The organism is uncultured Shewanella sp., assembly GCF_947501665.1.
In the GTDB taxonomy this organism is placed as follows: domain Bacteria; phylum Pseudomonadota; class Gammaproteobacteria; order Enterobacterales; family Shewanellaceae; genus Shewanella.
The window spans coordinates 42,503-65,721 of the sequence record NZ_CANMWS010000011.1 but is presented as its reverse complement, the minus strand read 5'-3'; the positions used below and the strand labels follow the sequence as shown (position 1 = coordinate 65,721).

The following is a 23,219-nucleotide window of genomic DNA, read 5'->3' as shown; positions in this document are numbered from 1 at the left end:
TTGCATAATTAGCCTTTATAGGCCATAAGTGACATACAGGTAAAAATATTGAAAGTTTTTTGTGATTAACTGGGTCTATTAACCTAAGCCGACAATATTTGGCTGTTGGTTACTTAAAATTGATACTAAATGGAAGGAATGGATTATGAAATTAGCTAAAAAGACTGCTGTTACGCTTGCTGTTGGCTCTGTCGTGGTTGGCGCTGCATTTATATCCTCAGCGAGTGCGGATACATTTGGTTTTAATGAACTGCACTCTGGTTATCAAATTGCCGCTGATGAAGGTGAGGGCAGTATTCAAGCTGAAGCGCAAGATCAAGCAGAGGCAGAAGCACAAGGTGCACCTATGCCTGCGCCAGATGCAAAAAAAGGCAAAGAAGGTAAATGCGGTGAAGGCAAGTGTGGAGAGAGTAAAGCCAAAAGCGCAGAAGGTAAGTGCGGCGAAGGTAAGTGTGGAGAGAGTAAAGCCAAAAGCGCAGAAGGGAAGTGCGGTGAAGGTAAGTGTGGAGAGAGTAAAGCCAAAAGCGCAGAAGGGAAGTGCGGTGAAGGTAAGTGTGGTGGGAGTCATAGCAAAAGTAAAGAAGGATCTTGCGGGGGCGATCATAAGTCTAGTGAAGGAACATGTGGCGGCAGCATATAATGTAATCTTTCCTGTCTCACAGTTACTGGTAACAAGATCAGTTTTTTACTGATCTTGTTTGTTTTAAGAGGAATAGATTATGCTCACAGCGCCAAAAGTTGGACTCGGCCTTAGGCGGGAAATGCTTAATGAGATGGCACATCATGTCCCAGATGATATTGATTTTTTCGAAGTCGCACCTGAAAACTGGATGCAACTAGGCGGGAGATTTCAAAAATCATTTCAAGCGTTAACCGAACAATATGAATTTTATACCCATGGGTTATCTTTATCTATTGGTGGACCCGAAAAGCTAGATATTGATTTTGTGAAAGACATTAAGCAGTTTTTAGACTTGCATCAAATTCAGGTGTATTCAGAGCACTTAAGCTATTGTTCGGGACTTGGGCATTTATATGATTTAATGCCGATCCCTTTTACTCAAGAAGCGGTGTTTCATGTTGCCGAGCGAGTTAAACAAGTACAAGATATTATAGAGCGCCCCTTGATCCTTGAGAATGTGTCTTTTTATGCCGCCCCTGGCGCTGAAATGACAGAACTTGAGTTTATCTTGGCGGTACTTACTGAAGCTGATTGCCAATTGCTCTTGGATGTCAATAATATTTATGTCAATTCAGTTAATCATCGTTATGATCCATTGGCCTTTTTGAACAGTATCCCGCAGGAACGTATTCATTATTTGCATATAGCAGGACATTTTCAACAAACAGCAGATTTAATCATTGATTCCCATGGCGCGGATGTGAGCGATCCTGTTTGGCAGTTATTGCATGAATGTCATCAACGTCATGGAGTGTTTCCAACTTTACTTGAACGTGACTTTAATATTCCTGAAACAGAAACGTTATTAATGGAAATCAGAAAAATTAAGCAGTATCAAAAGAAGACGATCCATTCATCTCAAGCGCATTTTTCAAGGAGTGCTTAATGTCTTTTATTGCGATACAAAAAACCTTTATGGATTATATTCGTGATCCTGACAGCCCTTTACCCAATGGAATGACTGTAGAGCGAATGGATGTCTATCGAGATTTATTTTTTAATAATATCGCAGGTTTTGTCTCTAATGCTTTCCCTGTATTAAAAAGCCTTTATTCTCCAGTTCGATGGAAAGTATTAGTACAAACTTTTTTCAAACAACATGATTGCCAATCCCCCTTATTTTCAAATATTGCTGAAGAATTTCTTGTTTTTTTGCAGTATGAATATGAAATGGATGAACGAGATCCCGTTTTCATGTTAGAACTCGCGCACTATGAGTGGCTTGAGTTGGTCGCATCTATTGCCGTAGACAATGTTTCGCATCATTTTATCGGCGCTGCTGATATACCCTCAAAGCCATTGTGTTTATCATCTTCAGCTCAAATTGCTCAGTATGCTTATGATGTTCAGCATATTTGTATTAATTATCAACCTGTAGAACCTGCAAAGGCCCCACAACTATTTTGTGTTTATCGAGACAAAAAAAATGAGGTTAATTTTCTGTCATTAACGCCGTTAACGGCCCAAGTGCTCGAATATTTGTCTCAATTTGAAAGTGTCAGGTTAGCCGATATTCAGACTTGGTTAATTGAAACGTTTACTGCCATGGAGCCTGATAATTTAAAACAAGGTTGTTTAGATTTATTAGTCGAATTAAGTACTAAGGGGATCATTTGTGAGTATCGTGTATAAGGCGCTTTCTATCTTGTTAACTAGCCTTTATAATGCAGGCAAAAATTGATCTGGATCAATATTCAGGCGGCATTAATATAGAGGAAGTCATGGAAAAGTCTTTTAAAGATCCCTTTAATATCTTTCATTTTATTGGGTTTATTTTAGTGTTGCTTATTCCAACACTCCCAGCCAGCTTATCTTGGTTAAAAATGAGCGGATTGCTTTAGTCTATTCTTTTGTAGTATTAAAGATTAATAGCCACTTTATATCGAGTGGCTTTTTATTTTTCGTTATTCATAATGTTTGTTATTGTTGAACATAACGATGTTATACAAGTCATTTGGGTATAAGCTGATATTGAGGCTGAGCAATAGGAGGTTATATGGGCGTTACTCGTGGATTCTTTTTAATTGCAGGTCTACTTAGCTTATTACTGGGTATGATTGGGATTGTTCTACCTGTGCTACCTACGGTGCCTTTTATTTTGTTAGCGGCTTATTGTTTTGCTCGTTCGAGTCAACGACTGCATCGGTGGTTGATGACTCATCCTTGGTTTTCTGATGCGTTATTAAATTGGCAAGAAAATAAAGCTATCCGTAAAAAACTAAAGAGGAAAGCTTACATAGTGAGTTTGTTGAGCTTTAGTGTGAGTATTTTCCTTGCGCCGATTTTATGGGTGAAAATTTTTCTCTTTTTTACGGCTATTTGCTTGTTTTGTTATTTAAAAAGTGTTCCAGAAATGGAAGATGAAACTTGATTACTCATGATTTATTATTGCCTTTTTTGACTTGCTTGGTTGCAACGCGTTGCAAAGGGGCTTAAGCTTCCCTCTGATTTTACACTTTAATGACATTTTTGATGAGGAGATTGTTAATCTGCTCATTTTTTTGATGCATTAATCTTTAGTTAAGAAAAGAAATAGATCCATGAATACTGAACGTTTAGCGGTTATAAAAAACAGCATTAAAACCATTCCTGATTATCCGAAACCTGGCATTCTTTTTAGAGATGTTACTAGTTTGTTGGAAGATCCTGCTGCTTATCAGGCGACAATGGCTCATTTAGTTGAGTTATATCAAGATCAAGGTTTTACGAAAGTGATTGGTACCGAAGCGCGAGGTTTCCTGTTTGGCGCGCCTTTAGCGTTAGCGCTAGGGATAGGATTCGTGCCTGTTCGCAAACCGGGTAAGTTACCTCGAGAGACTATTTCTGAAAGCTATGAATTAGAATATGGTCAGGACGTACTTGAAATCCATACCGATGCGATTAACGCTGATGATAAGGTGCTAGTTATTGACGACTTACTGGCGACGGGTGGAACCATTGAAGCTACCGTTAAACTTATTCGCCGTTTAGGTGGTCAAGTTAATCATGCCGCTTTTGTGATATCTCTTCCTGATTTAGGGGGAGAAAAGCGTTTAGAAGCCATGGGACTTGAATTGGTTAAGCTGTGTGATTTTGAGGGTGAATAATTAATCACTCCTTATTGGTTTTACCGAAGAGAATGATGATTCAATCATTCTCTTTTATTGAGTCATATTTTCAGTATTCCTCTTTCAATCTTGTCTTTTTCTCTGCATATTTATACGCTTGATATTATCCGTTTTCAGGTGCCAGTTTTCTTTTCTAAGTGGATTGTGGAGTATATACCCATGATACTTCAAGGTGCATGTTTTCAGAGTGCGTAAAAGTGCCTAATTCAAGACGTATTATTGCCGAAATGCTTATTGCCTTTTAAGATGATGCAACGCAGAAGTAGGTGCTTTTACACACTCCCAAAGGGTTGGTTTAAAAGTCTTTTATACTGTGTTATTAAACATCAACTTAGAATGACTAGGCTCGATGTTTAATGCCTTGTCTAAAAGGCTTTTCATTCCAGCTGAATCCTGCAGCTTGAAGTCTCACGGGTATAGTGTGTCAATGAAGGCGACGGAATATGATTTTTTTGCTAACCGCGATGTTGCACAAATTTAAAAGGAAATAACCCTTTTTCAATCCATCTGCCTTGAATGAACCATTTATTGAGTAGATGGAGTCAAATAGGCATTAGGTGAACGGTTTTTTATTCTAGTTGGTTCCTATGTTTGGAAGCATGATGGGTATGGCAACTCTATGCCTTGCATGCTATTGTGTGGCTAATTAAGAGGAGTCAACTTTTAACGTTGATTAGATAGTAGGAAGTTTCATGTCATATCAGGTGTTAGCCCGAAAGTGGCGCCCTGCCAAATTTGAGCAAGTCGTTGGTCAGTCTCATGTTTTGCATGCGCTAACGAATGCTTTAACTCAGCAAAGGTTACATCATGCGTATTTATTCTCTGGTACGCGAGGTGTGGGGAAAACCAGTCTCGCTCGCTTATTTGCCAAAGGCTTGAATTGCGAACAAGGTGTGAGTGCACAACCTTGCGGCAAGTGCTCCAGTTGTATTGAGATTGCTCAAGGTCGATTTGTCGATTTAATTGAAGTGGATGCGGCCTCAAGAACCAAAGTCGATGATACACGCGAGTTGTTAGATAATGTGCAATATCGGCCGAGTCGTGGTCGCTATAAAGTGTATCTTATCGATGAAGTGCATATGCTGTCTCGCAGTAGTTTTAATGCGCTGTTAAAAACACTGGAAGAACCCCCTGAACATGTCAAATTTTTACTAGCCACGACTGATCCTCAAAAATTACCGATAACCGTATTATCTCGTTGTTTGCAATTTAACTTAAAAAGTATTGCTCATGAAGAGATTGTGGCGCAATTAATCCATATTTTGTCACAAGAGTCCTTGGCTTTTGAAGAGCAAGCATTAACATTGATTGCGAAATCTGCAAATGGCAGCATGCGTGATGCATTGAGTTTGACGGATCAGGCCATTGCTTTTGGTGCAGGTCAAGTGATGCTCTCACAAGTGCAAACCATGTTAGGTAGCATTGATGAACATCATGTCATTCGTTTATTAAAGACCTTGATGAGTGGCGATATTGCCCAGTTAATGCAGGTGACTTATGAGGTGTTATCTTTTGGCGCTGATGCTGACGAAGTGTTAAGAAGTTTACTGGAATTACTGCATCAAATTACCTTAACGCAGTTTGCACCTGCTGCGGCGCAATTGTCGCTTAATAGCGAGCAAATTTTGTTATTTGCGAATGAATTAAATGCTGAGCAAGTGCAGCTCTATTATCAAATATTATTAACTGGCCGCAAAGATCTTATTCACGCACCTGATCCTAAATCGGGTTTAGAAATGGCATTACTGCGGGCGGTGACTTTTGTTCCCGAGGCGCCGATTACGCGATGGAAATCAGGTGATACACCTGTAGATAGTCAAGATAAAAGTGCTGTAGAAAGAGCGAGTCTTACGTCCGTTAGCCCTCATCAGTCTAATGACGCTGTTAAAAATGCCGATTATCTTGACTCACAAGAGATGAGTCAGGAAAGTAATAAGGCAGCACTTAATGAAGAGGAGTCGCAATCAGCAGATTTAGCCTCTTTATCCTTATCTGAGCAGTCTATTGTGGACAAGACGTCGACAAAGGCACCAGTAAAGGATGAACGCCTTGTTTTGCCTGTTGTTGAAAATGACGAAGAAGTGCCAGTGGAGCTACAAGCAGAAATGGCTCTGATTATGAGCCAAGCTCAAAGTCAAGGGGCGAATATTGAGCCTATTGAGCTTGACGCTATTGTGGCATCGGCCAGTCCCCTTGATGAAGCGCTTCCTTTAAATGAGGAAGTAAAGGAGCTCATTCATACTCAAGAAACCATGGTGTCTGATGTGGTAGCGCAAACGATACCGCCTTTGCAAGACAGTCCATCTCCGCCTACTCAGTCTCTGTCTGATGAGCAGACATTCGAGCCTTTATTGGGTGATGATATTTTAGATGCGGTATTGGCAGCAAGGGACTCTTTATTGGCATCAACCCATGATGACGGGGACAAAGAAACTGCAAAAAAGTCGCCAGTAGTCAAGCCAAAATCCCATCGTCAGACTGAGGTTGCACTTGACTTAAATGACACTCAAGATAACTTAACCCTTAATCATGAAAGCGCGTCTATGACTCAAGAGGAGTCGCAAGATAGGCCGCCATGGGAGTCAGTACCTGCTGCAGAGGTTGAGGGAAGAACAGCTGAAATACTTAGCTCTAAGGTTGCTAAGCGCCCTGAGAATTTAGCGAGTTCGACACAACCAACCCTAATACAACAAGAGCATCATAAACAGCCCAATTCGAGGTTTAATGAAGACAAACCTGCTGTGAATCGAGCGCTGTCGACGGCTAAAACGCCTTTGAGCGGCGATAACCGTGATCTTTTATGGTATAAATTTATGGCCTCATTAGAGGTTGGTGGGCGTGTTAGGCAGCTCGCTGTTAATTCAGTGTGTCTTCAGTTTAGCCATATGATCCAGTTACAACTTAAGCCAGATCAAAAACATTTGTGCGCTGATATTGCGATTTCACAATTGGAAGCTGCAATAACACACAGTATTGGGCAAACAGTGCAATTATCCGTGGAGGTAGGAGTTGATCTTACTCGAGAAACGCCATTGGAAGTGCGTAAGCGTTTTCATCAAGAATTGCTTCGTGATGCAGAACAAATGCTGGTGCAGGATGAAAATATTCAATGGTTGATGCATAATATGCAAGCGCAAATACAACTTGATACACTGGCGTATGCCCCACCATTATTAGCTGACAAAAGTAATGATATTGAATTATTGACGCTCGATAATTTTGATAAATTAATCGTTGCGTAATGGAATGTCTTATTGCTAATCAAGCTTATTTTAGTAAAATTAATCCACTTTATCCGGTTGCTTGCAACCTTTAATTGAAGAGAAAATACGTATGTTAGGAAAAGGCGGTATGGGCAACTTAATGAAGCAAGCCCAAATGATGCAAGATAAAATGGCCAAAGTGCAAGAAGAAATTGCTCAAATGGAAGTGACTGGTGAAGCGGGTGCTGGCCTTGTTAAAGTAACTATGACGGGTTCACATAATGTGCGCAAAGTGGATATCGATCCTAGCTTATTGGAAGATGATAAAGAGATGCTAGAGGATTTAATTGCCGCAGCATGTAATGATGCTGCTCGCCGTGTTGATGAGGATCAGAAAGAGAAAATGGCTGCAGTTACCGGTGGTATGCAGTTACCGCCGGGAATGAAGATGCCATTTTAATTCCTGATGAAATTTAGCCCATTAGTCGATGAGTTGATCCAATCATTACGTTGTTTACCCGGTATCGGTCCTAAGTCTGCTCAACGAATGGCTTTTCAGTTATTAGAGCGTGATAGAGGTGAGGGGACTAAATTAGCGAATACGCTATCTCAGGCGATGTTGGATGTGGGGCATTGTCAGTCTTGTCGTACTTTTACTGAAGATGCATTGTGCCCTATTTGTGTGAGCCATAAACGGGGTAATGCCAGTGTCATTTGTGTGGTCGAGACACCTGCGGATGTACTTGCTATCGAAGCGGGAGGACATTTTAGTGGGCGTTATTTCGTCTTATTAGGGCATTTATCCCCCCTTGATGGTATTGGTCCAGATGAACTTGGCTTAAGTTTGCTTGAACAGCAACTCGCAGACGGAGACATTTCAGAATTAATTTTAGCGACTAACCCGACCGTTGAAGGGGATGCGACAGCGCATTTTATTGCTGATATTGCAAAACATCATCAGGTTTCTGTTAGCCGCATTGCCCATGGTGTGCCAGTGGGTGGAGAATTGGAATATGTGGATAGCACGACCCTTGCGTTGTCTTTTAATGGTCGTTTACCCTTGTAGTTAAGATGATAGTTTATTCATCTCTGAGCCACCGAATAGGCCAATGCATGGTTTATTTATGCGTAAGCTATTAACTCTTATCAATAAATAAGAATTAATAATATGAATAAATCCAGTAATGCGTTGCATTAACTGGATTTTTTTTACCCATTTAGCCGCTGATTTTATTTTTACCCTTGAAATGCTTTTTTCTAGCCCCATCTTTAAAACATTACTTAATTTATATTCGTGTTAGCGATTAACCAGGGAGCATTTCATGTCTCAACAAGAAACTCATGGCTTTCAAACTGAAGTCAAACAATTACTCCATTTGATGATCCATTCTTTATATTCAAATAAAGAAATTTTCTTGCGTGAATTGGTATCAAATGCCGCAGATGCAGCGGATAAGTTACGCTATGAAGCCCTTACTCAAGACGACCTTTATGAAGGTGACGGCGAGTTACGTGTCCGTATTAGTGCTGATAAAGAAGCGGGTACCGTGACCATTGAAGATAATGGTATTGGTATGACCCGTGATGGCGTGATTGAACATTTAGGCACCATAGCTAAATCAGGTACCGCTGATTTCTTTAAAAACCTTTCAGGTGACGAATCAAAAGATTCACAGTTGATTGGCCAATTTGGTGTGGGTTTCTATTCTTCTTTTATTGTTGCAGATAAAGTGACGGTACGGACCCGAGCAGCAGGTCATAGCGCCAGTGACGGGGTATGCTGGGAATCAACAGGTGAAGGCGATTTCACCGTTGAGAATATAGAAAAAGCAAACCGTGGTACTGAAATTGTTTTACATTTACGCGAAGAAGAAAAAGAATTCGCTGATGATTATCGTTTGCGCTCAATTATTACAAAGTATTCAGATCACATCTCTGTGCCTGTTGAAATGTATCAAGAAGGCACACCTGAGCGCGATGGACCAGAAGGACCAGACGGTGAACCAGGTGAAAAAATTCCAGCAACAGAAGGTGCTTGGGAGCCGATGAACAAAGCGACTGCGCTTTGGACTCGTAATAAAAGTGATATTTCTGATGAAGAGTATCAAGAATTTTATAAGCATATTTCTCATGACTTTAGTGATCCACTGAAGTGGAGTCATAACCGCGTTGAAGGTAAGCAAGAGTACACAAGCTTATTGTATTTACCGGCTAAAGCACCCTTTGATATGTGGAACCGCGATCGTAAGCATGGACTGAAATTATTTGTTCAACGTGTATTTGTAATGGATGACGCTGAACAATTTATGCCAAGCTATCTACGTTTTGTACAAGGTTTAATCGATTCAAATGATTTGCCATTAAACGTATCCCGTGAAATTTTACAAGACAATAAAGTCACGACTGCGCTGCGTACCGCTGTGACCAAGCGTGTGTTAGGTATGCTTGAAAAACTGGCGAAAAATGACGCTGAACAATATCAAAACTTCTGGGGTGAGTTTGGCCAAGTGCTAAAAGAAGGCCCAGCTGAGGATTTTGCCAATAAAGAACGTGTAGCAGCTTTATTACGTTTTGCATCAACACAAGGTGAAGGTGCTAGCGAAACCGTATCATTGACTGATTACGTTAGCCGTATGCAAGAAGGTCAAGATAAGATTTATTATATTGTTGCTGATAGCCATGAGGCTGCCGCAAATAGTCCTCATTTAGAACTTCTGCGTAAGAAAGGCATTGAAGTCTTGTTAATGTCTGAGCGTATTGATGAGTGGTTAGTGAGTCATCTTACTGAGTTTGATGGTAAGAAATTACACTCTGTGACCCGTGGCGATCTTGAGTTAGGCTCATTGGAAGATGAGAGTGAGAAAGAAGCGCAAGAGAAGCTTGAATCAGAATCTGCTCCTTTGATTGAGCGTGTTAAAACCGCATTAGGCGACAAAGTCTCAGATGTCAAAGTGACAACACGTCTAACGGATACCCCTGCTTGTGTGGTTGCCGGTGAAGGTGATATGTCAACGCAAATGATGAAGATGATGCAAGCTGCTGGACAAGCTGTACCTGAGTCTAAGCCTATTTTTGAGTTGAATCCTGAACATCCTTTGGTCGTTCGTTTAAATGATGAACAAACTGAAGATGTATTTGCTCAGTGGTCAGAGCTTTTACTGCAGCAAGCCTTGTTGTCAGAGAAAGGCAGTCTTGCCGACCCATCTGCTTTTATTAAGTTGATGAATGAAATGTTAGTGGCTAACGTTAAATAGCCATTAAAAAGAGGCAGACTTTCTGCCTCTTTTTTTATTTATTGATATTTGCTTAAGGATTATTGATCTTTTGTGAATAAATAATATTTGAAATAAACGTGTTGTCATTGCGGCGCAATGAGTACGGTCAAGCTTTGTAAGGCCTTTTTCGTTAATAAAGAGGCCTGCAACAAAGCGTAAAAGTAGAATATATTTAGATGGATGCTATAGAGAGTATTTTTGGCGTCTTTTTACAGCGCTATCGTTTATTGATGTTGAATAACGGTATAACATAAGCTCTGTCTTGTTTAAAGCCTCCATAAACTGCTGCCGAAACAATCACCAAAGATCAATATTATGGGCGTATAGAAAGAATCATTTGGCGTTTCTATGCTCTTAAATCGAAGAAAGATGCCAGTGTAAAAGGAAGAATATGGATACTGTTCTGGAATTGACGAAAGAAAATATACAAGAGATTGTTGATGCCTCAATGGAGCAAGTGGTGGTATTGGCATTTTGGGCCGAGCAGAGTCCTGAAAGTGTCAGTTTTGGACAAGTGTTAACGCAGATTGCGCAGCAACAAGCAGGGCGTTTTATTCTTGCCAAGATTAATTGCGATATTGAAGTCGAAATCGCTAACTATTTTCAAATTCAGAATTTACCTACCACATTGATTTTACATCAAGGGAAACCAGTTGATGGTTTTGCTGGCGTAAAAGATGCGGCTGAGATTTTACCTTTGCTTGAACAGCACTTACCAGCTCAGTGGCAATTACGCTTAAATGAAGCAAAAGCACTGTTGGCTGATCAAGATTGGCAAACCGCAATGCCTTTATTGAAGCTGGCTTATGATGAAAACCAAAGTGCTGAGGTGGCGTTGGTTTATTGTGATGCCCAGCTGATGGCCGGTGGGCTGAGTGAGGCTGAAAGTTTATTAGATTCAGTGGGACTTGCCGATCAAGATGGTTATTATCAAAGCTTAAAAGCGAAACTCGCATTGGCACTGGAAGCGGCAGATACCCCAGAAATTCGTTTATTACAGAGTGAATTTGAAAAACACCCTGAAGATAGTCAAGCTTTGATTAAGTTAGCTAAGGCATTGCACCAAGCTAGTCGAAATGAAGAAGCGCTTGAGCTTATTTTTACCCCCCTTAAAAAAGATGTGACTGTGGGTAATGGTGAAGTGAAACAAGTCTTTCTTGAAATATTAACGGCACTTGGGCAAGGTCACTCGTTAGCGAATCAATACCGACGAAAATTATATACGTTACTTTATTAATGCGGTTTTGTGTTGGCATTAATGAATAAGTGAATGCAATAAAAGCGCTTCAAAATCACCGCTAATTATGCGAAAATCGCGCTCCATAATCACAATGTTGCAATACAGAGGAAGAGTTTAAATGCGTATTATGCTGTTAGGTGCCCCAGGAGCTGGTAAAGGGACGCAAGCCCAATTTATCATGGAAAAGTACGGTATTCCTCAGATCTCGACGGGAGATATGTTACGTGCAGCGATAAAGGCAGGGACTCAATTAGGCTTAGAAGCTAAAAAAGTCATGGATGCGGGACAATTAGTCTCAGATGAACTGATCATTGGCTTAGTCAAAGAGCGTGTTGCTCAAGATGATTGTGAAAAAGGTTTCTTACTTGACGGCTTTCCGCGTACGATCCCTCAAGCAGATGCAATGGCTGAAAGTGGCATTGCACTTGATCATGTTATTGAAATTGATGTGCCTGATGAAGATATCGTTGCTCGTATGGCGGGTCGCCGCGTGCATTCAGGCTCTGGTCGTGTGTATCATGTTGTGTTTAATCCACCTAAAGTGGAAGGTATTGATGATGTGACAGGCGAAGCACTGTCTATTCGCCCTGATGATGAAGAAGCAACGGTTCGTAAACGTTTGGGTATTTACCATGAGCAAACGAAGCCATTGGTTGAATATTATACTCAAGTTGCAGCAAACAGTGATGTGACCTATGACAAGTTTGATGGTAGTCAGTCGGTTGCTCAAGTGAGTGAACAAATTGTGACTGCATTAAGCTAGTTTTTAAAAGGTGTTTTACCTTATTTTGCTAATTTCTGATCAGGCTCACTTTTTTGTGAGCCTGATTTTTTATATCTGCATGTTAGTCGAGTGGTTTTCTTGTTATTATGCTCGGGGTAAAACAGGCTATAGCTCGGTCTTTATTTTTTGATGACGAGTGATTTTTTGAACAGCTAAACGGTAAAATATGCCTACTGCTAGGATCCGTCTAAAGGTGTTTTATTCTTTGTTGTAGATCTGTTTATTAAAGAAAGGGGCTGATAAGACTTGGCAGCACTTACTGTGTCGCAATTAGCACACCTTTAGTTAGGACATAATTTAACCACCCAAAGAACAACAAACCTTATTGTATGCATTTGTTGTTATTTTTATAATGATATTTAGCAAGGAAGCTGAATAAGAGAGCGCTATATGAAGTTTCCTGGTAAACGTAAGTCTAAGCATTATTTTCCTGTTAATAATCGTGATCCTTTATTGGCTCAGCTTATTCAACAGCCGAGACCTTTTTCGACCTATATTGCAGGGATCGATCAAACTTTGGTTGATATTGAAGCGAAAGTTGATGATGAGCTATTAAGCCGTTATCAATTGCCAAAGGGAAACTCAACGCTTATTGATGATGTCACTGCGCATGCATTATACACTGAGCTAAAGCAGCAATCGATGATCAGTGATGAGTTTGCGGGGGGAACCATTGGAAATACAGTGCACAATTATTCCATATTAGCCGATGATCGCTCGGTTTTATTTGGTGTAATGAGCCAAAATATTGAAATTGGCAGTTATGCTTATCGTTATCTGTGTAACACTTCATCTAAAGTGGATTTAAATTATTTACAGCCTGTCGATGGTCCAATAGGTCGCTGCTTTACTTTAATTTCTGAATGTGGTGAACGTACTTTTGCTATCAGTAAAGGTGCGATGGATAAACTCACTCCTGAATATATCGATAAACAAATTGTGCAAGGCAGTTCAGCTTTAATCTTGACGGCTTATTTAATGCGAGCAAGTGGTGAAGATCAGATCACCCAAGCGGCTATGACGGCGATTGAGTATGCTAAAGCGGCAGAGGTACCTGTGGTATTGACATTGGGCACACGCTTTTTAATTGAAGAAGATCCTAAGTGGTGGCAACAATTTATCACAGAACATGTCACTATTTTAGCCATGAATGAAGATGAAGGGGAAGCGCTGACAGGCTATAAAGATCCTTTATTGGCCAGTGAGGCGGCATTGGATTGGTGTGATATGGTATTGACTACAGCAGGCCCATTAGGTTTATATACGGCAGGTTATACTGAAGAGTCGGAAAAGCGAGAAACCAGTCATACACTATTACCGGGTGCCATTCCAGAATTTAACCGTTATGAGTTTTCAAGACCTAAGTTAAAACAAGCTTGTGAAACCCCCATGAAAGTGTATGCCCATATTTCTCCTTACATGGGTGGTCCTGAAAAAATTCGAAATACCAATGGTGCAGGTGATGGAGCGTTAGCGGCATTATTACATGATTTGTCATCGAATACCTTTCATCGTCAAATTGTACCTGGTTCAAGTAAACATACTCGAGATGGCCTCTGTTATTCTTCGTTTTCTCAAATTTGTAAATACGCTAATCGTGTGGCTTATGAAGTGTTAGCCCAGCACAGCCCACGTTTGTCACGGGGTTTACCGGAAAAAGAAGACAGCTTAGAAGAGAGTTATTGGGAGCGATAATGTTATTGTTTAACCAATAACATTGTTCAATAAATAAAAAGCGTCCAATTGGACGCTTTTTTGACTCACAATATTAACGCATCGTTTTAATCACGTTGATGCATTTGCTCTTTAAAGTTTTTAGCAGGATGACCGGCCACTGGCGAGTTAAATATCTCTTCATTAAATTCATTTTCAGATTTAGCAATCACTAATGTTGCGACGGTATCACCGGTGACATTGACAGCTGTACGGACCATATCCAGTAATCTGTCTACACCAATGATCAGTGCAATCCCTTCAACAGGTAGGCCAACTTGGTTAAGTACCATTGCAAGCATAATAAGGCCAACACCAGGCACTCCAGCGGTACCAATGGATGCTAACGTTGCGGTAACAACGACCATTGCATAGTCGGTAATAGTTAAATCAATACCAAAGACTTGTGCAATGAAGACAGTCGCGACACCTTGCATAATCGCTGTGCCATCCATATTGATGGTTGCACCTAAAGGTAAAGTAAATGAAGCAACTTTATTGTGTGCCCCTAATCTATGCTCAGCGGTTTCAATCGTTACCGGTAACGTTGCATTTGAACTGGCGGTACTGAAAGCAAATAATTGCACATCACGCATTTTACGAATGAATGTAATAGGGCTTAAGCCAGAAAACAGTTTTAATAGTGTAGGGTAAACGATAAAGCCATGAATAAGCAGCACAAACAATACGACGAAGAAATACTGAATAACGCTTTGAAAATCTTCTAAGCCTAAGGTGAGGGCAAGTTTGGCCATTAAAGCAAACACACCATAAGGTGCTAATTGCATGATCAAAGTGACAACACGCATGATGACTTCGTTTAAATCTTCAAATAAGGCAACAACACGCTTACCACGTTCACCAATATGAGAAATCGCAAAACCGAAGATCACTGCAAAGATAATAATTTGCAGCATGTTACCTTCACTCATGGCTTTAATGGGATTGGTTGGCACAATGTTAATAATGACTTGAGCTAAGCTGGGGGCTTGTTTTGCATCGAAATGCATGCCTTCAGCAACCATGCTGGCGTTACCAGGATGAATAACAATGGCAATGAGAATCGCCATACATAATGCAATGGCGGTGGTGAAAAGATAAAACGCGATGGTTTTTCCTCCTAGGCGACCTAATTTTGACGGATCGCTTAAGGAGCAGGTTCCGCAAACAAGGGAGATAAAAACCAGAGGAACAACTAGCATTTTTAATCCAGAAATGAAAATAGTTCCGATCACATTTAAAAAGCCATCGGTCATATATTCTTTAATAAAATCGCTTTCTGGGAAAAGGTTTCGAAGCAAGAGCCCAAGAAGGATCCCGCCTGCCATACCGAGTAGTATTTTACTGGTTAGGCCGAGCTTTTTTGTTTTAGTCGTAGCCATATTGCTTCCTTTATAATTGTTATGGAGCTAATTTGTGCATGCCTTTCAATGAAGAGCTAAAGCCTAACAAGAAAGCGACAAGGATGAAATGTTTTGTCAGCTTACAGTCAGCTTGAAAGAGGCTAAAAGTTAAAAATTTAAGCGGTTATCATATTGTTAAGCTTTATAGTTGCTAAAACGTTGCTTTGAAGTTAACTTATTTAAATGGATGGGTTGTTTTTTAGTTGTTCCAAAGTTGTTCTTAAGTTGTTTGAACTGTGATCGAACTAACGGAGGAGCTGACAATGAAGTCAGTTAAATACTTTTTAATGGCCGTATTGTCTTGCTTTATTGTTGTTGGCTGTGGAGGCGGAGGCAGCTTTGAAGAAGAGTCCAGTGATCCGGTCGATGAGGTTTTCACCGTTTCTTTATCGATTTCGCAATCCGACATTTCAGCTGCAACACCAGCCATTGTTACTGCCATTGTGACCAGTTCAGTACAAGGTTTTGTGACAGGAGAGTTAGTTACATTTTCTTTAAATGATCCCCTACTGGGCACGTTTGATCCCATCACAGGCACCGCGATTACCAATGAAAATGGCCAAGCTCAGGTCATGCTTTACACTTCAAATATTAAAGGGGCGGGTTCGCTTACAGCCTCCATTACAAGTCAGATCGATGTGAATGATACTCATGCATTTTTTATGCATGGTGATGGCGGCGTTGCTGGGCTTAGGCAAGTCACTTTAACACTGGTCGATGATGATGGAAATACGATTGATAGCATTAATACGCAACGCTCTGGTACCTTAAATGCCACGGTGATCGGTACCGATGAGGCCGTGATTGTCACCTTTGATGCCAATCTTGCTCACCTTCCTATTACCACCGCAGTGACGAAAGACGGCGTGGCCAGTGTTGATATGCATGCGGCAACTCAGTTAGGAGCCGATACGGTAACGGCCAGTATTAGTAGTAATGAGTTCGATCAGGTGATTTTTACGGTCGGTGCCAATAATGTGAAAATGGGTTCGGGAAGCCCTTTTGAGGAAGAGTTGGCTGCTGTGAGTCTTGACACATTGTCAGCTGGGGGCACCGCGACGATTTCTGTGGATTTAATCGATGATACAGGAGCGCCATATTTAGAGCCTGTCGAGGTGTATTTTTCTTCTGTATGCAGCCAATTTTCAACGCCCCAGGCAGTGATAAGCTCCCCTGTTGTTGCCAATAAAGGCAGGGCGGCGAGTACCTATCGGGCCAATGGCTGTGTGGGGGAAGACATCATCACTATTACTGCCGATGTGGGCATAAGCTTAACGGCGAGGGGAAGTATTGAGGTGTTGCCTGCCGATAGAGGCAGTATTGAGTTTGTTTCGGCGACCCCAGAGCAAATAGGGATTAAAAATACAGGCGGTATTGCGACATCGTTAGTTGTGTTTAAGGTGCTCGATGTGAGCGGTCAGCCCATGAGTAATGAAGAGGTGTATTTCTCTTTAAATACAGCTGTGGGTGGCTTAGACATATATCCTACAGAGGCAATAACGGATGCAGAAGGCTTAGTGCAAACCACTGTCAATGCCGGTACAACGGCCACGCCTATTCGTGTGACGGCCTACCTTGTTAATGATGAAGGCGAATATGATGATATCTCCAGTCAGTCCAGTGAGTTAGTGATCACCACAGGTATCGCCGATCAAGACAGTGTATCGCTCAGTGTCGATAACTATTCCCCTGAAGCGTGGGATATTGATGGCACAGAAGTCATTGTTACGGCGCGTTTAGCCGATGCGTTTAATAATCCCGTGCCCGATGACACAGCAGTCACTTTTCGCACCGAAGGTGGTTCAATCGATGATTATTGTTTAACGATAAATGGCGCCTGTTTTGTCACCTGGCGCAGTCAAAATGTGCGCCCTATAGGCGCTTATTGGGGAGATGCTAACCATCCAGCTGACAGTAATGGTTATTTTGATGTGCAAGAAAACTACTCTGATACTGATTTTGGTCAATCAATGGGCGGGCGGGTTACCATAACCGCTTTTGCCATAGGGGAAGAGTCCTTTGCCGATACCAATGGCAATGGCCGCTTTGATGAAGCGGAGCGGGCTTTATTTTTGGGCAATAATACTCAAGGTGAGCCCTATGACATGGATGAAGCTTTTGAGGATTTCAATGAAGATAATGTCTTTAATCCGCAAGCTTCAGGCGGAGAAGCTGGCGGCGACTTAGAAGAACTGATTGATTTTGATGGTAATAGAGATAATACAACAGGTATGTTTGATACAGCCGATGGAAAATATAATGGTGTGTTATGTGGCTGTGCACAAGACAATGATTGTGATTATAAAGAAGATGGGAATGGTAATTCTATACCAACGGATGATTACGGTCATGATGACTGCGGCACGATTACAACGGGTACGGCGTCTATTCATGTGAGAAAAAATATCGTTTTAGTGATGTCAGGGAGTACGGCGTATGCATCAGAGCCCGTGGTAGTAGACAGTGGGGTCGATGATGGTGATCAAGTTATGACTATTCTAGGTGAAAACATAGGGAGTTTATCCATGATAGTGTCTGATCGGCATAATCAAACGCTACCATCAGGCACGATTATCAATTTCAGCACGTTAGTCGGTACGCCTATTCCAAGTTCAATGACAATACAAGATAGAACCCAAGGGGGCACTGTGATCAATATGTCAGTTAAGGGAAATGGTGAAGGAGAAACAGGGGTGTTAGATATTACGGTCACGACGCCTTCAGGAATCGAAACTCATGTTGCTAGTATCAGTATTGTGAATTAAGTAGCAGGTTACATTCTATTGATTAATAAAGCCCAATAGCGATTCAGATCTTGGGCTTTTTATTTTTTTTATTATGACTTTCAGCGTTAATGTTTAACGCTGAAACTGATACACATTGCCCAAGTGCATGATTTGGGTCAGTTCATCCAATGCCGTTCGTGATTCAATAATCAACTGTGGATCGGCTAAATCTTTTATGCTGAGTTTGTCACGGTAATGCTTATCCACCCAAGCATTGAGTGAAGTAAACAGGCTCTCATTCATCAGTGTATGGGGATTCACCGCTGCCACTTCAGCCGCATTCATCGCTACTCTTAGTCGCAAACAAGCGGGGCCGCCACCATTTTGCATGCTCTGCTTCACATCAAAATAAAGCACTTTTTTAATGGGAGTATCAAGAGTGATAAGTTCATCTAAATAGGCCTTAACAGCTGGATTCTCTTCACAGTTTGTCGGTGCAATAATCGCCATATCGCCTGACGCTAAGGTGATAATCTGAGTATTGAAAAGGTAAGTGCTTACTGCGTCTTGAATACTGACTTTATCAGTTGGAACTTCAATGAAATACAGTGGTCTATTACATGCTTTATTATATTTTTCTGTTATTTCAGCGCGTTTTTCTTGGGTATTGAGAAAGGCTTGCTCATGGTAGAAGAGTACATTTTGATTGCCAACGGCAATGACGTCATTATGAAAGACCCCTTGGTCTATGACCGACGGATTTTGCTGAATAAACACAGTGTTATCGTCATTGAGACCATGTAAGCGGGCAATGGCTTGCGAAGCTTCTAAGGTCTGGCGTGCAGGGAATTTTTGTGGCTCAACAGCATTGGGATTTGTGGCTTCACGGCCATAAACAAATAGCTCTATCCCTTTACTACCATAGTCACCGCACAGACGAGTATGGTTGGCTGCACCTTCATCACCAAAACTGGCGTGTTCGGGCAGATGTTGATGATGACTGAAATAGCGGCTATCGTTAAAGGTAGCGGCAAGGATCCGACCTGTGGTGATAGGTTCTATACTGCGGTGCAGTTTATCGACTAAATTGGCAGGGGTAAAATGCAGTTTATTGTCAAATGTGTCGCTACTAGGAGAGACTGTGGCGGCATTGGCTGTCCACATGCTAGACGCGCTGCAGCACGCGTTGAGTAATAATGGGGCCTGTTTCATCGCTTGGGCCAGGACGTTAGCATCAGATCCGGTAAAACCAATGCGACGCAAGGTATGCAGGTCGGGCCTTTCTTGAGGGGCGAGCATACCTTGTACTAACCCTAGTTGCCCAACGGCTTTGGCTTTAGCCAACCCTTGCTTTGCGGCGGCTCTGGGATTAGAGATGGCATCGGCATTGTTAAATGAGGCCACATTGCCAAATGACAAACCGGCATAGTTGTGAGTTGGACCAACAAGTCCATCAAAGTTCGCTTCAAAATGATCCATTGTATATCCTTAAATCGGCAGTGGCTGTTTTATGTATACCCAAACAATCTGGATAGCGGTAAAAACGGCGCTGATTAGCGCACAATATACACAAGCAGCAAAGGTTACAAGTTTGATAAATGTTAAAGAAAAGGGCAATCTGAATTGAAATGCACTAAGAGACTTGCTTAATGACTAATCATGGAATATTAGTTTTTAAATACGCAGTATTATTTTTCGTTATTTTTTGTAAAACGGTTAAAAAGTGTCTTACTAATGCAAATAAAACAGGGTTCCACTTGAAAGTGTTTGCACAACACTCTATATATGGAGCCAATTTTCATGATATTGAAACTTGTTGGCGCAAATTAATTTATGGGTAAATCGCTAGTTATTGTCGAATCACCGGCAAAAGCCAAGACTATTAACAAATACCTTGGTAAAGAATTCATCGTTAAGTCGAGTGTGGGACATATTCGGGACTTACCGACTTCTGCTAATGCTGACACGAAAGTGGCCAGTAAATCTCCTGCTGAAGTGAGAAAAATGTCACCAGAAGATAAGGCAGAATATAAGAGGGTTAAAGCTCAACAGGCATTAATTGCCCGTATGGGAGTGGATCCCAATAATGGCTGGAAAGCGAATTATCAGACGCTACCAGGCAAAGAAAAAGTGGTTAAAGAATTACAAACCTTGGCTGAATCTGCTGATCATATTTATCTTGCAACGGATTTGGATAGAGAAGGGGAAGCGATTGCTTGGCATTTACAAGAGATCATTGGTGGTGATGAGTCACGTTATCAACGTGTAGTGTTTAACGAAATCACCAAATCGGCGATTAAAGATGCCTTTAGCCATCCATCGCACTTAAATACCAATATGGTCAATGCCCAACAAGCACGTCGATTTCTCGATCGGGTTGTGGGGTTTATGGCATCCCCCTTGTTATGGAAAAAAGTCGCTAGAGGCTTATCAGCAGGTCGAGTGCAATCGGTCGCGGTACGTTTAGTGGTTGAGCGTGAAAGTGAAATTAAAGCTTTTGTGCCAGAAGAGTTTTGGGATGTACATGCCGATCTTAATACGGCTAAACAAGAAATGATAAAAATGCAGGTCGTTAAATGCCAAGATGTGGCGTTTAAACCTGTCAATGAAACACAAGCACAAGCAGCCGTTACGGCATTATCACACGCTTCGTTTGTGATCACATCAAGGGAAGATAGGGCGACTCAGAGTAAACCGTCTGCGCCTTATATTACTTCTACACTTCAACAAGCCGCCAGTACGCGTCTTGGTTTTGGTGTAAAGAAAACCATGATGATGGCTCAACGTTTGTATGAAGCCGGTCATATCACTTATATGCGAACGGACTCGACTAATTTAAGTCAAGAAGCATTAGACAGTGTACGGGAGATGATTGGGCAAACATTTGGCGATAAATATTTGCCTGATACTCCATTACGTTATGGCAGTAAGGACGGGGCGCAAGAGGCACATGAAGCCATTCGTCCTTCAAATGTTAAAGTCGAGTCGGCTTCATTGACTGATATGGAACGTGATGCACAACGTTTATATGAGCTTATTTGGCGTCAATTTGTGTCTTGTCAAATGACCCCAGCAAAATATGATGCGACTCGTTTAACGGCCAAAGCGGGTGAATATGAGCTTAAAGCGTCGGGACGTATTTTGAAATTTGATGGTTGGACACGGGTTCAACCTGCCATCAAGAAGAAAAATGAAGAAGATAATACCTTGCCAGTGGTTAATCAGGGCGACGTACTTAACTTAAAAGATTTATTGCCTAAACAACATTTCACTAAACCTGTCGCGCGCTTTAGTGAAGCATCATTGGTGAAAGAGCTTGAAAAAAGAGGTATTGGTCGCCCGTCTACATATGCGACGATTATTTCAACTATTCAAGATAGGGGATATGTTAAAGTTGAGAACCGTCGCTTCTATGCGGAGAAAATGGGTGAAATTGTCAGTGATAGCTTAGTGGGTAGTTTTCAAGAGCTGATGAGTTATGACTTTACGGCGAGCATGGAGCAAACATTAGATGATGTTGCTCAAGGCAAGCGAGATTGGAAACATGTCCTTGACGGTTTCTACAATGACTTTACCGAGCAAGTTGATAAAGCTGAGCTGCCACCCGAAGAAGGGGGAATGCGCCCCAATGAGATGGTATTAACGGATATTGAATGCCCTACCTGCGGAAGGCCCATGGGGATCCGTACGGGAACGACAGGGGTATTTTTAGGTTGTTCTGGTTATGCTCTGCCACCTAAAGAGCGTTGTAAAACCACGTTAAATCTCACTCCCGGTGAAGAAGCGATTAGTGAAAATAGCGAAGATGCCGAAACTGATGCATTAAGGGCTAAACATCGATGTGGTGTTTGTGGCACGGCCATGGACAGTTATTTAATCGATGAAAAGCGTAAATTGCATGTGTGTGGTAATAACCCGAGTTGCAGCGGTTACGAAGTAGAACAAGGGCAATTTAAAATTAAAGGCTATGAAGGCCCCATTATTGAATGTGATCGTTGTGGTCATGATATGGAGCTCAAAAATGGTCGCTTTGGTAAGTATTTTGGTTGTACTAACAGTGAATGTAAAAATACCCGTAAATTGCTTAAGAGCGGCGAAGCGGCGCCACCAAAAGAAGATCCCATTCACTTACCGGATCTTAAGTGTACCAAGTCAGATGCCTATTTTGTATTAAGAGATGGTGCTGCAGGCATATTTTTGGCGGCGAGTACTTTCCCTAAATCAAGAGAAACTCGCGGACCTCTGGTTGAGGAGTTAGTGAAATATCGCGAGCTGCTTTGGCCAAAATATCAATATCTCGCCGATGCACCCGTTAAAGATGACGAGGGTAATTTAGCGACCGTGAGGTTTAGTCGTAAGACTAAAGAGCAATATGTTGCTACCGATGTGGAAGGAAAAGCCACAGGTTGGACAGCGAAGTATATTGACGGTAAATGGGTTGCGGAGGCGAAGAAGAAAGCCAAACCTAAAGCTAAGGCAAAAGCGAAAGCCAAAGAATAATTTTCCTTTAATGTTTATTAAGCCCTCAATAGCTAAGCTGTTGGGGGCTTTTTTATGGGTATTTTGAAGAGAAGTAAAGCAGATTATAGAAGGGGCTCTATTGCTTGAAGAGAGATAATTGATGATTAATGATGCATTCGCAAGTGATGTTATTCATTTTTTATTCAACTTTTATATATCATTTTGTCATAAACAAAGTGTTGTTGAAAACTTAAAAAACAGTGGTTTTGACCAATTTTTATTGGTTAGTCGGCATGCTTTATGTGGGGGCTGGGGTGATTAATTACGCAGTTAAAATGTTAATTCTAGTGTTTTGGAGGCGTATTTCACTTTTGTTTTTCTCATTTTTATAAATGTTACTTTTTAATCTCAAATTGTTAACCTTTTCAATTTTAACAAAGTAAATTTTTTAATATTAGTATATGAACTCTAGCTGTTTTTCCACGAGTAACCCTTCTAAATTTCGACGCTGTCTCGAATTAATCGTCATTAAGGTGAGCGATATTATTGTGAGTTATTGGACGGCCCGGTGTGTTTTTTATGTTAACAAAAATGTCTTTTAATAAAGAGTGAATGGCTGATTAAA

The 23,219-nt window shown here is 41.3% G+C and carries 17 protein-coding genes; 15 read left to right on the top strand and 2 right to left on the bottom strand.

Annotated elements, in window-relative coordinates; genetic code table 11:
* Window positions 1-145: 145 nt before the first annotated feature.
* The 13 genes from Q0976_RS10110 to Q0976_RS10050 all read left to right on the top strand — a co-directional run bounded on the left by Q0976_RS10110 (window position 146) and on the right by Q0976_RS10050 (window position 13,986).
* On the top strand, window positions 146-640 hold the full coding sequence (locus Q0976_RS10110; protein ID WP_299493578.1) for a hypothetical protein: 495 nt from the start codon (window positions 146-148) through the stop codon (window positions 638-640).
* A gap of 79 nt (window positions 641-719) precedes the next feature.
* A complete protein-coding gene (locus Q0976_RS10105; RefSeq protein ID WP_299493577.1) occupies window positions 720-1,568 on the top strand; it encodes a DUF692 domain-containing protein in 849 nt (282 codons plus the stop codon).
* Complete coding sequence (locus tag Q0976_RS10100) at window positions 1,568-2,314, top strand: putative DNA-binding domain-containing protein (RefSeq protein ID WP_299493575.1); 747 nt, start codon at window positions 1,568-1,570, stop codon at window positions 2,312-2,314. Before Q0976_RS10105 ends, Q0976_RS10100 begins: the two co-directional genes overlap by 1 nt.
* A gap of 32 nt (window positions 2,315-2,346) precedes the next feature.
* Window positions 2,347-2,523, top strand: a complete 177-nt coding sequence (locus Q0976_RS10095) for a hypothetical protein (protein WP_299493745.1) — start codon at window positions 2,347-2,349, stop codon at window positions 2,521-2,523.
* A gap of 155 nt (window positions 2,524-2,678) precedes the next feature.
* Complete coding sequence (locus Q0976_RS10090; protein ID WP_299493573.1) at window positions 2,679-3,053, top strand: YbaN family protein; 375 nt, start codon at window positions 2,679-2,681, stop codon at window positions 3,051-3,053.
* A 169-nt stretch (window positions 3,054-3,222) separates the two neighbouring features.
* The gene (gene apt / locus Q0976_RS10085; protein ID WP_299493571.1) at window positions 3,223-3,768 is read left to right on the top strand and encodes an adenine phosphoribosyltransferase; all 546 of its coding nucleotides are present in this window, start codon (window positions 3,223-3,225) and stop codon (window positions 3,766-3,768) included.
* Between the two features lie 713 nt (window positions 3,769-4,481).
* Window positions 4,482-7,031 (top strand): DNA polymerase III subunit gamma/tau, encoded by a 2,550-nt coding sequence (dnaX, locus tag Q0976_RS10080; RefSeq protein ID WP_299493569.1) that lies wholly within the window; start codon window positions 4,482-4,484, stop codon window positions 7,029-7,031.
* Window positions 7,032-7,122: 91 nt separating this feature from the next.
* Window positions 7,123-7,452 carry a YbaB/EbfC family nucleoid-associated protein gene (locus tag Q0976_RS10075; protein WP_299493567.1) on the top strand — a complete coding sequence of 110 codons (330 nt, stop codon included), beginning with the start codon at window positions 7,123-7,125 and terminating at the stop codon, window positions 7,450-7,452.
* Between the two features lie 6 nt (window positions 7,453-7,458).
* A complete protein-coding gene (gene recR / locus Q0976_RS10070) occupies window positions 7,459-8,058 on the top strand; it encodes a recombination mediator RecR (RefSeq protein WP_299493565.1) in 600 nt (199 codons plus the stop codon).
* A gap of 256 nt (window positions 8,059-8,314) precedes the next feature.
* On the top strand, window positions 8,315-10,246 hold the full coding sequence (htpG, locus tag Q0976_RS10065) for a molecular chaperone HtpG (protein WP_299493563.1): 1,932 nt from the start codon (window positions 8,315-8,317) through the stop codon (window positions 10,244-10,246).
* 412 nt (window positions 10,247-10,658) lie between these two features.
* A complete protein-coding gene (locus tag Q0976_RS10060; protein WP_299493560.1) occupies window positions 10,659-11,504 on the top strand; it encodes a tetratricopeptide repeat protein in 846 nt (281 codons plus the stop codon).
* A 121-nt stretch (window positions 11,505-11,625) separates the two neighbouring features.
* Window positions 11,626-12,270, top strand: a complete 645-nt coding sequence (gene adk, locus Q0976_RS10055) for an adenylate kinase (RefSeq protein ID WP_299493558.1) — start codon at window positions 11,626-11,628, stop codon at window positions 12,268-12,270.
* 411 nt (window positions 12,271-12,681) lie between these two features.
* Complete coding sequence (locus tag Q0976_RS10050) at window positions 12,682-13,986, top strand: inosine/guanosine kinase (RefSeq protein ID WP_299493556.1); 1,305 nt, start codon at window positions 12,682-12,684, stop codon at window positions 13,984-13,986.
* 86 nt (window positions 13,987-14,072) lie between these two features.
* On the opposite strand, the gene Q0976_RS10045 is transcribed toward Q0976_RS10050, so the two are convergent.
* Window positions 14,073-15,386, bottom strand: coding sequence for a dicarboxylate/amino acid:cation symporter (locus tag Q0976_RS10045; RefSeq protein WP_299493554.1), 1,314 nt, complete (start codon window positions 15,384-15,386; stop codon window positions 14,073-14,075).
* A 284-nt stretch (window positions 15,387-15,670) separates the two neighbouring features.
* Between Q0976_RS10045 and Q0976_RS10040 the strand changes: the two genes are divergently transcribed.
* A complete protein-coding gene (locus Q0976_RS10040) occupies window positions 15,671-18,172 on the top strand; it encodes a hypothetical protein (RefSeq protein WP_299493552.1) in 2,502 nt (833 codons plus the stop codon).
* Window positions 18,173-18,265: 93 nt separating this feature from the next.
* On the opposite strand, the gene astB is transcribed toward Q0976_RS10040, so the two are convergent.
* On the bottom strand, window positions 18,266-19,612 hold the full coding sequence (gene astB / locus Q0976_RS10035; protein WP_299493550.1) for an N-succinylarginine dihydrolase: 1,347 nt from the start codon (window positions 19,610-19,612) through the stop codon (window positions 18,266-18,268).
* A gap of 354 nt (window positions 19,613-19,966) precedes the next feature.
* Between astB and topA the strand changes: the two genes are divergently transcribed.
* Entirely contained in the window at window positions 19,967-22,633 is a 2,667-nt protein-coding gene (gene topA / locus Q0976_RS10030; protein WP_299493548.1) for a type I DNA topoisomerase, read from the top strand.
* Window positions 22,634-23,219: the final 586 nt, after the last annotated feature.